At 65.3% G+C, this 13,059-nt stretch carries 7 protein-coding genes; all 7 read left to right on the forward strand.

The features are described 5' to 3' along the window. The first annotated feature begins 37 nt into the window (after nt 1-37). The 7 genes from tagH (at nt 38) to JG746_RS28065 (ending at nt 12,839) form a co-directional block, all read left to right on the forward strand. The gene (gene tagH / locus JG746_RS28035; RefSeq protein ID WP_202355673.1) at nt 38-1,111 is read left to right on the forward strand and encodes a type VI secretion system-associated FHA domain protein TagH; all 1,074 of its coding nucleotides are present in this window, start codon (nt 38-40) and stop codon (nt 1,109-1,111) included. A gap of 283 nt (nt 1,112-1,394) precedes the next feature. After that, on the forward strand, nt 1,395-2,909 hold the full coding sequence (gene tssL / locus JG746_RS28040) for a type VI secretion system protein TssL, long form (protein ID WP_202355674.1): 1,515 nt from the start codon (nt 1,395-1,397) through the stop codon (nt 2,907-2,909). Further along, nucleotides 2,909-6,436 (forward strand): type VI secretion system membrane subunit TssM, encoded by a 3,528-nt coding sequence (gene tssM, locus JG746_RS28045; RefSeq protein WP_202355675.1) that lies wholly within the window; start codon nt 2,909-2,911, stop codon nt 6,434-6,436. Before tssL ends, tssM begins: the two co-directional genes overlap by 1 nt. Nucleotides 6,437-6,571: 135 nt before the next feature. Then, nucleotides 6,572-7,351, forward strand: coding sequence for a PP2C family protein-serine/threonine phosphatase (locus JG746_RS28050; protein ID WP_202355676.1), 780 nt, complete (start codon nt 6,572-6,574; stop codon nt 7,349-7,351). After that, nucleotides 7,348-9,897 carry a serine/threonine-protein kinase gene (locus JG746_RS28055; RefSeq protein ID WP_202355677.1) on the forward strand — a complete coding sequence of 850 codons (2,550 nt, stop codon included), beginning with the start codon at nt 7,348-7,350 and terminating at the stop codon, nt 9,895-9,897. The genes JG746_RS28050 and JG746_RS28055 overlap by 4 nt, the downstream gene beginning before the upstream one ends. Nucleotides 9,898-9,909: 12 nt before the next feature. Beyond that, nucleotides 9,910-10,410 (forward strand): DUF1036 domain-containing protein, encoded by a 501-nt coding sequence (locus JG746_RS28060; protein WP_202355678.1) that lies wholly within the window; start codon nt 9,910-9,912, stop codon nt 10,408-10,410. Then, the gene (locus JG746_RS28065) at nt 10,407-12,839 is read left to right on the forward strand and encodes a M23 family metallopeptidase (protein ID WP_202355679.1); all 2,433 of its coding nucleotides are present in this window, start codon (nt 10,407-10,409) and stop codon (nt 12,837-12,839) included. The genes JG746_RS28060 and JG746_RS28065 overlap by 4 nt, the downstream gene beginning before the upstream one ends. Nucleotides 12,840-13,059 lie beyond the last annotated feature (220 nt).

A 13,059-nucleotide genomic window follows, 5' to 3' on the forward strand; every position in this document is an offset into this window, starting at 1 on the left:
AGAATGTCTAGGATTTCAGCTTTGCCAGTGGCGTCGAATGTTCATTTCGCTTCAGATCAGCAATGTTGACAGCTTGCCGCCAGGCATCGCGGCGAGCTATGCCGCGCGCGACCGCAGCTTCGAGATCGGGCGCGAAAATTGCGACTGGACGCTGTCCGATCCCGACAAGGTCATCTCGGGCCGGCATTGCGAAGTCCGCTATCAGGCGGGCTCGTTCTGGCTTCATGACGTCTCGCGCAACGGCACTTTCGTCAACGGTTCCAGCCAGCGCATGAAGGCGCCGCATCGGCTGACCCAAGGCGACCGGTTGCTGATCGGCCGTTATGTCGTCGCCGTTTCGGTCGACGAAGAGCGCGTCGCCACCGGATATCCGCAAACCAGGACCGGTTCGACGCAACGCGAGTTGCCGCCCTCGACGGGAACGCCGCTGGAACCCGGCAGCGCATTGTTCCACAATCCGGCGGAGCAGCGCCCGGCCGAAGTCATGCCGGTGTCTTCGGCGCGGCAGCCCAGCCCGAATGTCCCGGCCAGGCAGCCAGGGGAAGCGGACGGTCTACTGCGCGATATCGCCAGGGCGGCCGGCCTGTCGCCGGAGCTGCTGCAGTCGCGCGACCCGCATGACGTCGCTGCCGAGATCGGCGCGGTGTTGAGAACTACGGTCGAGCAACTGTCCCTGCTGCTCAAGGCGCGCGCCGCCGCCAAGGTGCTCGCCAAGAGCGCGCACCGCACGATGATCGGCGCCGAGGACAACAACCCGCTGAAATTCGTGCCGGGCACCGACGACATACTCGAAATCATGTTTGCCAGGCGCAGGGCCGGCTATCTCGATGCCAGGCATAGTATCGAGGATGCGTTCCGCGACCTGAAGACCCACGAAATCGCGACCTACGCCGCCATGCAGGCCGCGCTCTCGCGGCTGCTCGACGACCTGTCGCCGGAGGCGATCGCCAAAAGAATCCCGCCCGCGTCCTTTTCGTCCAGGAAAAGCCAGGCCTGGGATGCGCTCGTCGCAACGTGGCGGACGATGGAGGACAGGCACGAAAACGGCATGCTGGATGTCTTCCTCGCCTATTTCGCCGAAGCCTACGCCAAGGCCGACAAGCAGAAATAGCCGCGCTCGTCGGCAACGCCCTTACGGGCTGTGTGAGGGACCCCGTGGAAGAAGCTGCTTCCTTGATCATCCTGCTTCCCGGTTTCAATCGGCTTCCGGTCCGACTAGGATAGCGCATGGGTGCTTGCCTGGCTGGCAGAGCGGCGTGGCTTGGGGCGTGTGCAGGAATGTCATGTTTCGGCAAGATCAGTCTTTCCATTCGGCTTGCTGTTGATACCCGGCCTGGTACGCGCAGCTCACCCCGCCTGGAAGATGCCCCTGCCCCCTCGACGGTCGCGCGCCGATGAGCTCGAAGGACGATCCCTCCGAGCCGCCGGACAAAACCGTCATCCGCGCGCCACGGCCAAGGCAAAAGCCGCGCGCGGCTCCCGACAGTTCCGCTGCTCCCTCACCCACCAGGGAATCGACGGTGTTCGACCCCGGCCTCGGCCGGCAGATGCCCCCCGGCTGGTCGTCCGGGACCGTGGTCTTTCAGGGGGCCGGCCAAGGAGCTGGGCCTGAAGCGGCGCCGGCGTTGCAGCAGGACGCCTTGCTCAACGCCACCGCTGGCGTGAAGTATGCCGCGACAAATCCTATCCTTGCCGCCGCGGCTCCCCTGCTCATGCTGTTCGGCCAGCTGCGGCTGATACCGGTCGAACGGCAGGCCGCGGCCCTGGCGGAGCATATCACGGACGCCCTCGAGACCTTCGACCATGCCATCGCCAAAGCCGGCATCGGGGAAGAAGACGCACGGATCGCGAAATTTGCGCTTTGCGAAACCGCCGACGATTTGGTCGGCAACCTGCCCTGGACGAACAAGGAAACCTGGCTTGAGCACAGCCTGGTGGCGCAGTTCTTCCACACACGACCGACAGGCACCGGCTTCTACGAAGCGCTGAACAACCTCCTCGCCAGGCCTGACGCGCATTACGACCTGCTCGAATTGATGCATGCCTGCCTGTCGCTGGGGTTCGAGGGCCAGTATCGCGGATTGTCGGGCGAACGCAACGCGCTCGAGCGCGTCCGGCGCGACGTCTACGACACGCTGCGCTATTTCAGGCCGCGCGCCGCCGAGGACATTTCGCCCCGGTGGCAAGGCATGGCGGCGGCAATGGCCAGGCCAGGGGGGCGGCTGCCTCTGTGGGCGATCGCAGCCGCCGCGGCGACCCTGGTGACGGCGGCCTTTTTCGGGCTGCGGATCCTGATCACCGATGAAGGCGATGCAACCGCCGGCGCGCTGCTGGCGCTCAATCCTTCCACCCCGGTTACCATTGAACGCGCCAGCGTGGCGGCGCCCGCCGAACCGGTGCAAGCCAAACCGCCGCCACCCGCTCCCCCGCAAACCACGCAGATCGACCGCATCCGCGCCGCACTCGCCCGGGAGATCGCCGCCGGCGGACTGAACGTCGGCACGAAGGGCGACTTCATCGTTGTCGAGATCAGCAACCAGCTTCTGTTCGCATCCGGCCAGGCTGAGTTGAAGGCGCAGTTCCAGCCGATCGCGGCCGATATCGCCACGGCGCTCGACGCCGAATCCGGACCGGTCAGGATCGTCGGCCACACCGACAATGTGAAGCCGAAGAAGTCGAGCGCGTTCAAATCGAATTTCGATCTCTCAGTCGCCCGCGCGAAAGCCGTGCAGGCGATGATCGCCACGCAATTGAAGGATCCATCGCGCCTGAGCGTGGACGGCAAGGGCGAAGACGAGCCCATCGCCGACAACGGGACGGCGGAAGGCCGCGCCAGGAACCGCCGCGTCGACGTGATGATCCCGAAACAGGAGACCTTGCAGATCGGCTCGGCGGAGAACGGCAACTGATGCGCTGGGGGCTGCGGATATTCAGCGTGTTTGCGCTCGCCGGCTTCTCGGCCGCCGTCTGGTATGCCGGACCGCTGATCCGCTTCGCCGATACCCGCCCGCTTGGATCCGTGTGGCTCAGGGCGCTCATCATCGGGGTGACGGTGGCCGTGTTGGCGTTGTTCTATGGCATCGGCTTCTGGCAAAGGCGCAAGGCGCAAAAGGCGCTCGAGGCGGCCATCGTGCGCAGCGACGAGCGCAACGACGATGCACAGGTGCTCGAAGCGCGTATGAGCGAGGCCATCGCGACGCTGAAGCGGACCAGCGGCAAGCGCAACTTCCTCTATGATATTCCCTGGTACATCATCATCGGCCCGCCAGGCGCCGGCAAGACGACGGCTCTCGTCAACTCCGGGCTGAAGTTTCCGCTTGCGGGCTCCGGCAATGCCCAGCCGGTGGCCGGCGTCGGCGGCACGCGGTCATGCGACTGGTGGTTTACCGATGAGGCGGTGCTGATCGACACGGCCGGCCGCTACACGACGCAGGAATCGGACCGCGAGCGCGACAAGGCAAGCTGGCTTGCCTTCCTCGGATTGCTCAAGAAAAACCGCGTAAGGCAACCGATCAACGGCCTGATCCTGGCCATCAGCCTCGCCGATCTCATTGGCCTCGACGACCAGCATATCGAGGCGCATGTCACCGAGATAAGAAGCCGTCTGCGCGAATTGCACGAGACGCTGAAGATCCAGTTTCCCGTCTATCTGCTTTTCACCAAGGCCGATCTCGTCTCCGGCTTCATGGATTATTTCGGTCAATTCGACGAAACCCGCAGGCGCAAGGTGTGGGGCGCGACGTTCCAGACCGCCGATCGCACGAGGAACATGGCCGGCGAGGCGCCAGCCGAATTCGACGGGCTGGCGAAGCGCTTGGCGGAGGAAGTCGTCGATCGCCTGCAGGAAGAGGCCGACCCGGTGGCGCGCATTGCCATCTTCGGCTTCCCGGCTCAGTTCGGTGCCCTGGGGAACCGGATAACGCATTTCATCGCCAGCCTGTTCGATACGTCTCGATCGCATGTCAATGTCAGCCTGCGGGGCCTCTATTTCTCTTCCGGTACTCAGGAAGGAACACCGTTCGATCAGGTGCTGGGCGCAATCGGCCGCAGCTTCGGCAGCACCTCGCAGGCGCATCTTTCCGGCACCGGCAAGAGCTTCTTCCTGCATGATCTGCTGACCCATGTGATCTTCCCGGAATCGGGCTGGGTATCCTTCGACCGGGCGGCCGAACGGCGCGCCAGGCTTGCGAGATTTGGCGGCCTCGCCGCCATTGCGCTGGCGGCCCTGGCGGCTCTCGGCGTGCTTGGCCTCAGCTTCTTCGCCAACAAATCGCTGATCGCCTCCACCAGGCAGGCGATGGCACAGTATCGCGACAGCGCCGAGCCGCTGCTCAAGAGCACGACGGTGACCGACGTCGACCTGGAAAACGTCATCGGCCCGCTCGACCAGTTGCGCAACCTGCCGGCCGGCTTCGAGAACGGCGACCAGGCAAAGCCGATCGAGGAGACGTTCGGGCTCAGCCAGCGCGAGAGGCTGTTGTCGGCCTCCAGGACCGCCTACCGGCAAGCGCTCGAGCGGACATTCCGCTCCCGGCTCCTGGTGCAGGCCGAGCGCACCATCCAGGCCAAAATGGCCGATCCCATCGCGCTCTACGAACCGCTGAAGATCTACCTGATGCTGGGCGGCAAGGCTCCGAAGGTCGATGACGAGTTGATTGTCTCCTGGATGAGGCAGGATTGGGAAGAGAACCGCTATCCCGGCGAGAACAACCGCGAGGGCCGCGCCCAACTCGAAAAGCATCTGCGCGCCATGCTCGCCCTCGACGACGCCTACGATCCCGTCTTTGAGCTCAACCAGCCGCTGATCGAAGCCGCGCAACGCTCGCTTGGGCGCATGAGCCTTGCCGACCGCGCTTCGGCGCTGATCAAGTCGGCGGTCTACGCCGCAAGGCTGGAAGACCTTTCCGTCGCCGCGAAAGCCGGCCCTGAGGCGCAGCTCCTGTTCGAACGCATGGACGGCAGCGACCTCGCCGATCTCAACGTTCCCGGACTTTACACGCGCGCCGGCTTCAACCGCTTCTTCCTGCCGCAGCTCTCACGCATCGCGCAAATGCTCGTCAACGACCAGTGGGTGCTCGGCGGGGGCGGCGAACAGGGCGGCATCGACCAGGACCTGCCCAAGCTCGGCCCCGAACTGATCGACCGCTACGGCAAGGAATTCTCCTCCGCATGGAACCGCGTACTCGACCAGCTGAAGTTCAAGCCGCTGCTCAAGGACAAGCCGCAGTATCTCGCGCTTTCCGCCCTCGCCGCGCCGGACTCGCCTCTCGATCAGCTGTTCACGGCGATCGCCGATGAGACTGCATTGACGAAGCAGGACACCACGGCCGAGGCCGGCAGCACGGCGCAAGAGGACCCCGCCAGCATGGCCAAAGGCCTGGCGCGCATCGGCCTGCAGATCGCCGGCGGCAAGTCGCAGAGCCGGGCCGGATTGGATTCGGCTGTCGCGCAGAATGCCGGCACGGGGGTCGAGGCGCAGTTTCGATCGTTCCAGGCCCTGGTCAGCGGCGCCAGTGGACGGCGGCCGCTGGATGCGCTGACGCGGAATTTCCGCGACATATTTCAAAGCCTGAAGCTTTCGGCCGATGTCCCTTCACAGACCGAACGCGTCAATGCCAACCTGCAGTTGCAGATCTCCACGATGCGTGCCAATGCCTCGCGCCTTCCCAAGCCGCTCGCGCGCATGGTCAATGCGGCGGCGGACGAGTTCGAAGGCAATGTCGCCGAAGCCTCGGTGGCCAACCTCAACCAGAGCCTCGACCAGACGGTCACACGAGCCTGCGAGGAGGCGGTCAACGGTCGCTATCCCTTCGCCGGTGACGGCACGGAAGAGATCTCGATGGCGGATTTCGCCAGGCTCTTCGCGCCGGGCGGGCTGATGGACCGCTTCTTCGCGCAGAACCTTGCGCCGCTGATCGACATGACCGGCCAGGAATGGACCTGGAGACAGGATGCCCGCTCCAGCCGCGACCTGGCGAAGTCGACCTTGAAATCATTTCAGGCGGCCGCCGAAATCCGCAGCGCCTTCTTCCCTTCCGGCGGCTCGGTGCCGTCGGTTTCGATCACCATCACGCCTTTTTCGCTGAACAGCGACGCAGACAGCGCGGTTCTCAACATCGACGGCCAGACCGTCCAGAGCAGTCAGGCCGGAAGCGCGCCAAGCACCGTGACCTGGCCGAACGGCACGGCCTCCGGTGCCGCCAGCCTCAGCCTGTTGCCGGAAATGCCAGGCCGCGACTCCGCCCTCAAATTCGAAGGACCGTGGGCCCTGAAGCGTCTGTTGGACAAGGCGACCATCATCGCCAACGGCGCCAACACCGAAGCCCGTTTCGTGATCGGCGGACGAGACGTCGCCTACACGATGCAGGCCGGACCGGGGGCCAATCCCTTCCTGCTACCGGCCCTGTCGGGCTTCAGCTGTCCGAAGGCGTTCTGACATGGCTGTGTTCCAGCGCACCGCCGGCCACGGTCCTCATTTCGGTACTCTAATGTATGCGCTTGTGGCAAAGTGGCCCGGGCATGCTGTCCATGCTTGGTCACAGAGGACGCTCGCGAAGCGCTTGGTGGCAAATTGAGCACCGTCGCCCTTCCCATCGAAAGTTTCGGCGTGAGCCACAAGGGCTGCGTGCGCGACCACAACGAGGACAACTACCTGATAGAGCCGCAGACGGGGCTCTGGGTGGTGGCCGATGGCATGGGCGGGCACGAGGCCGGCGAGGTCGCGTCGGCCAGCATCGTCGATCATCTGGCCACGATCGGCATTGCCAGCTCGGCGCCGGACCTTCGCGCGCGCTTCGAGGACCGGCTGAGCCGCGCCAATTCCGAGATCCGCGACATCTCGCGATCGCGCGGCATCACCATCGGCTCCACCTTCGCGGCCTTGCTTGCCATGGACGGACGCTTCGCTGGCCTGTGGGCCGGCGACAGCCGCATCTATCTGGTCCGCAACGGCGCGATCTTTCAGGTCTCGAAGGATCACACCGAGGTCCAGGAACTGCTGGACCGCGGCATGATCAGCGCGGAGGAAGCGCTCAACTGGCCGCGCCGCCACGTCATCACCCATGCCGTCGGCGTCAGCGATGAGCTCGAGATCGATTTCCAGCAGGGCGAGCTGATGCCGGGGGATGTTTTCGTTCTGAGCACCGACGGACTGACGGCGCATGTCAGCGACGCCGAGATCGAAGCCGCCGTGAAATCCGCAACGCCGCAGGCGGCGTGCCGAAGCCTGCTGGAGACGGTGCTGGCGCGCGGCGGAACCGACAATGTGACCATCGTACTCGTGAAGATCGGCGGCGGGCGCAACGGTGCGCTCCATTCGGATCGGTCCGGAGCGGAGAGCCTGGCGAGATGAGCGACGACGACAAGACCCGCATATCGACGAACGACACCTATGCCGGCGTCGGCACGCAGCTCAGCGGCATTTACGAACTGGACGAGAGGATCGCCTCCGGCGGCATGGGAGAAGTCTATCGCGGCCACAACATCCAGACCGGCGACCATGTGGCGATCAAGATCGTACTGCCCGAATTCGCCCGCGATCAGACGATCCTGTCGCTGTTCCGCAAGGAGGCGTCGATCCTCAACCATCTGTCGCATGACGCGGTGGTGCGCTATCACGTCTTCACCATCGATCCGAGGATCGGCCGCCCCTATCTGGCGATGGAGTTCGTGGACGGCCAGTCGCTGTTCGACGTGATGCGTCGCGGGCCGATGCCGGCGGAAGAAGTGCGGCGGCTTTGCCATCGCCTGACGTCGGGGCTCGCCGCCGTGCATCGGGCGGGCGCGGTTCACCGCGACCTCTCGCCGGACAACATCATCCTGCCTGGCGGGCAGGTGGAAGCCGCCAAGATCATCGATTTCGGCATCGCCCGGTCGGCGGCCGTAGGCGGTGAAACGCTGATCGGCGGCAAGTTCGCCGGCAAATACAATTACGTCTCGCCCGAACAGCTCGGCCTCTATGGCGGCGAGGTCAGCGAGCAGTCCGATATCTACAGCCTCGGACTGGTGCTCGCCGCGGCGTTGCGCGGAAAGCCGCTCGATATGAGCGGCTCGCAGTACGAGGTGATCGAGAAACGCCGGACCGTGCCGGACCTGTCTGACATCGACCCCGATTTCCAGGAGCTCATTGGCGCGATGCTGCAGCCGGATCCGCGCGATCGGCCGGCCAGCATGGCCGAGATCGCCAGGGCAACGCGCGGCGAGGATGTCGAGGTGACATTGCCGCCGGCATCGTATGGTCCGCGTGACCGCTCGGGCCTGCCGCGCGCCGGCTGGACGGCGCTGACCGAGCCCGGGCCGCAGCCTTCGACGCCCGCCGGCGAAAAGCCCTTTGTTGAACATGTGCGGCCGGCGCACCTGTCACAACCGCGGCCTGCGCCGGCGCCCGCGCCGGTCAGCACGCCCGTGCCGGCCGCGGCGCGAAAATCGTCGCGGATGCCGGCTGTCGCCGGCGGCCTCGTGACGCTGGCGGTCCTGTTGGGGGGCGGCCTTTACTTCAGCGGGATCCTGGCGCCGCCGCCGGCCGAAGAGAAACTCAAACCGTTGACACCGAAGCCGGCGCCCAAACCCGTTGTGGAGGCCCCCGGGCCGGTGGCTCAAACGCCGCAGCCGGAAGCTCAGCCGCCGGTGCAGCCGGCGGAGAACCAGGCGGACGCCGCGGGCGAACAGAAACCGGAGCCGGCCAAGCCCACCGAAATCCCCACGCCGACCCCCGGGCCCGCGGTGGCGCCGGCAACAGAAGCCCGGCAACCCGCCGAGCAGGCGCCGGCAGCGCCACCCGTCGAGAAGCCGGCGCCGCCTGCGGCCCAGCCCGATTTGACGGCCAACAATCAGGCGCAAGTGCCTCCGGTCGAGATCAAGCCTGCCCAAACGCCGGCGCCAAAGGCCGAGGAAAATACGAATCCGCCGAAGACGTCCGCGCCAGGCCAGGCGGAGGCAGAACCGGCGCAGGAGGCAAACCCGCCGGCGACAAAACCCAGCGCAACGGACATCATCGATATCATTTCCAAGTTGACCAAGCCGGAGGCTTCCTCGCCGCCGGCCTCGGAGAGCCAGTTGCCGGCGCAGCCGACCAGCCCGCCGGCCAAACCGGCATCCTCGGCGCCGGCCGCCAGCCAGCCGACGCCATCAACCTCGCCATCGGAGCCGACACAGACAGCCCAGCCGTCCCAGCAACCGCAGCCGCCGGCAGCCAAGCCGCCCGAAAATACCGAGGTCGCGATCAATGTGCCCAAGCCGGCGGTACCGCCGGCGAAGCCGGTCGACGAGACCGCGCAACGCGCTTCATGGGTGCGCGACTTCAGCGGTGGCGACTGTTTCTATGCGTCCCTGACATCGCAAACCGGCAGCGCCGTCGCCATCGAAGGCTTCGCAACAGCCGTGCGGCCCTTCGAGCAGATGCTCAATGATTTTCGCTCGAGGTTCCATCTCGAGCCGGACATCAACGTCCGCCTCATCGAGCAGCCGCAGTGTGAAGTGACCAACTTCCTGCGCGTCCTTGACCGGAACCAGGTGGACAGTCCGCAACTCGTTCTCGACCGGACATCGGTGCCGGATGGCGCGCCGATCAGCGGCACGCTGACAACGCATGGCGGGCTGGTCTCCAACGTCATGCTGATCGACCACAAGGGCATCGCCTTCAACCTCGATGACCGCATCGTGGCGCAGACCGACAAGGCGATCTTCAACATTCCGATCGGTCTGGCCGCCGCCGACAAGGCGGCCGGCAAGGCGCTGCCGCAGATCATGCTGGTGATCACCGGGCCGAAGGACATCCAGGCAGCGATGTTCTCGAGACCGACACCGGTCGCCGAGCTTTTGCCAAAGATCATCGAGGAGATTGGCGCCGACGGCTCGCGGTTCTCCGCCACCGCCAAGTATTTCCGGCTCGGCGGATAGATATGAACGCCGATGGACCTTCGCCCCTCGCATCCATTTTGCCGGCCCTCGTCACGCACAAAGCGTAGCTGGTTCCGATTGTTGCCGGACTTCCGCGGCCGCCTGGCATCTTGCGCGCTGTTCGGCGCGGCGCTGCTCGTTGTCCTCTCGACCAACAGGGCGCATGCCGAATTCACCGTCTGCAACCAGACGCTCGACGTCGTCAACCTCGCCGTCGGACAGAAGGTCGACAATGCCGACCAGACCGACGGCTGGTGGACCATCGGCGCCAACCAGTGCGTGAACGTCATCCGCGAGGAACTGGCCAACCGCTACATCTACCTCTACGCGACCGACGTGTTCGGCCATGCGATCCTCAACGGATCGACCGAGATGTGCGTTGATCGGCGCCGCTTCTCCATCCGTGGCATCGACGAGTGCTGGCAGCGCGGTCATATCGCGGCGCGTTTCGTCGAGGTCGATACGCTGGAGCAGGTGCGCTGGACGTATTTCCTGACCGGAAACAGCCCGTGACGCACAGCATCGACACGAGCTTCAAACGGAAGAAACTGGCGCGCCTGGCCGAGCGCAGACGCAAACTCTGGCGTCGCGTTGTTGCCGGCGTCGCCACGCTCGCCGTCATCGCGATCGCCACCGGCTTCTACCTTACCAGGGACAACTGGTCGTTCGGCGACGAGGATGAGGAGTTGCATCCCGTCGAAGGCATGGAAGACGTGCCGCCCGACGCCTCGGTCTATGTGCCTGCCATCATCGACCTTGCCGGTGACCCGATGTGGATCACGCTGGCGCCCGATGCGGACGCCGCCACGAAGGGCCACACGGTTGCGCGCCCGGCCGAACTCGACAGTTCCGGGGCCTCGCCGCAGATCGAAATTCTTTCCGATGTGATGCTGAGCGCCAGCGAGAAGTTCATGACGACGATCCCGTCGACGCAGGAGGATTTTGCCTTCTTCAAGGCGCAGCGGCAGACTGCACCGAAGCCTTCGACCGCAGCCCCGGACGATCAGCAATCGACCTCCCCCGCACCGGCCGCGGCGCCCGGCGACCAGGCTGGCGATCTGGCGAACGACCTGCAGGCGCCGCCGGACGCGGGCGAACCCTCCGCCGGTTCGGCGCCCAAAGCCGACGCGGACGACCCCGAGGCCGGCTGGGGCGAGACCATCGACCAGGGCGAGGCAGCGCTCCCGGCCTTCAAGAAAACCCCGATCGAGAACAACACCACCGTAGCGACCGTCACCAGCGAATATCAGCGCTTCGCGGCGACGGAGGACACTTTCGTGAAAATCCTCAACGACCGCAGCCTGGACAGCGTGGTGCTCGATGCGCATTTCTCAGCCGACGATGCCAGGCTTGCGGGCGAAGCGCTGAAAGCGCTGTTCGGGCGCGATGGGCTCGAGGCCGGTTTCGTGGTCGCCATGCGCGGCTTCCGGCCGAACCGGGAGACGACGGCGATGTCGCTGATGCAGGTCTCGGTCTACGCCAGGAACGTCTATGTCGGTACGCTGACGCGCAACGCGGCGGGCGCCTTCGTTTCAGGCGTCGACCCCTGGGTTCGCGAGGACCTCTTCAATTATTCCGGTGCCTCGGACCAGGGCGGGCCCAAGCGGCAGTACCGGCTGCTCGACGCAATCTACTCGACCGCGGCACGCAACAAGGTGCCGACAAGCGTGATCGGCGAAGCGATCATGTACCTGTCGAGGGGACAGGATCTCGACGCTTTCGCCAGCGAGGACCAGCGCCTGGTGATGATCTACTCGCAGACGCCGCGCGGCCAGGGCGAGATCTCCGGACGGGTACTTTACGTCGGCGTCCTGGGCAAGGACAAGAACCTCGACTGCTTCGTCTTCCTGCAAAGCGACGGCCAGTATGCCTGCGTGACCGGCGATGATCAGGTTCGTTCGCTGAGCGTCACCAACGGCATGGTCACGCCGGTCGCAGGCGTGATGACGTCGACCTTCGGCCCGCGCAAGCATCCGATCCTCGGCACGGTTCGGATCCACAAGGGCGTCGACTGGGCGGCTCCGGTCGGGACGCCGGTCATGGCCGCTTTCGACGGCGAGATTTCCTTCCAGGGCGATGGCGGCAGCTATGGCAATCTGGTGAAGATCACGCATGCCAACGGTCGCGAGACGCGCTACGCGCATATGCAAAAATTCGCCATCGCCAGCGGCATCGGCACCAAGGTCAAGGCCGGCGACGTCATCGGCTATATCGGCACAACGGGGCTTTCGACCGGCCCGCATCTGCATTTCGAGCTCTACGAGAACGGCGAGGCGATCGACCCGCTGGGCACAGTCACCGCGGTCGCCACCGCCGTTTCCATCAGTTCCGGGCCCGGCGATTCCGCGGTCGAGACCCTGACCGACCGGATCGTCCATGTCGAAAGCGGCGGCAGCGCCCGCGCCAAGAACCCCAACTCGTCGGCAACCGGCGCCGGCCAGTTCATCACCAAGACCTGGATCCGGATGATGAACACCTATCGCCCCGACCTTGCCCGGTCGCTGTCGACCGCCGACCTGCTCGCGCTTCGCTATGACGCGACGCTGTCGCGCGAAATGGTGCGCAACCTGGCGCGCGAAGGGGAGGCTTATCTGCGCGCCCGCGGCCACCAGATCACTGCCGGTCGCCTGTATCTTTGCCATTTCCTTGGCATGGAGGGGGCGCATCAGGTGCTGGCGGCGCCGGGTTCGTCGCAATTGAGCGCCGTTCTGGGCGCAGCCGTCATCCAGGCCAACCCGTTCCTGACCGGCAAGACCGTCGGCTACGTCATCGATTGGGCCGAGCGGAAAATGGGGCAGAAAGCGCCGCGCATGGTGACCGATCAGACCCAGCCGGCGACTACCACGACCGAGGTCCGCCAGACGTCGCCGGAGTTCGAGAAGTACAAGCAGGCGATAACCGCGCTGCTCAATTCAATCCAGGAGACACTTGAGCCGGGCTAGTGATCGTCCCGGCTCAAAGCGGCACGACGATCGCCTGGTCGATCGGTTTTGACCCTGACGACTGGCGTATCGGCAAATATTTGCAGCGGCCAGGGTACTTCCGGTGAACCTAAACCGCCGTCGGGGCGACATAAGCCTGAGAGCCATTTTGGCTGAAGCGACTTTGTCGCTGAGCATGCGCAGAGATCAATAGCGTGCCCCGATGAGCGGAGGGCTGATC

Source organism: Mesorhizobium sp. 113-3-3 (genome assembly GCF_016756495.1).
Taxonomy (GTDB): domain Bacteria; phylum Pseudomonadota; class Alphaproteobacteria; order Rhizobiales; family Rhizobiaceae; genus Mesorhizobium.

Excerpts from the sequence above, each read along its gene's own strand:
- tagH (WP_202355673.1), top strand. The coding sequence starts at position 38 with ATGTTCATTTCGCTTCAGATCAGCAATGTTGACAGCTTGCCGCCAGGC.
- tssL (WP_202355674.1), top strand. The coding sequence starts at position 1,395 with ATGAGCTCGAAGGACGATCCCTCCGAGCCGCCGGACAAAACCGTCATC.
- tssM (WP_202355675.1), top strand. The coding sequence starts at position 2,909 with ATGCGCTGGGGGCTGCGGATATTCAGCGTGTTTGCGCTCGCCGGCTTC.
- JG746_RS28055 (WP_202355677.1), top strand. The coding sequence starts at position 7,348 with ATGAGCGACGACGACAAGACCCGCATATCGACGAACGACACCTATGCC.
- JG746_RS28060 (WP_202355678.1), top strand. The coding sequence starts at position 9,910 with ATGGACCTTCGCCCCTCGCATCCATTTTGCCGGCCCTCGTCACGCACA.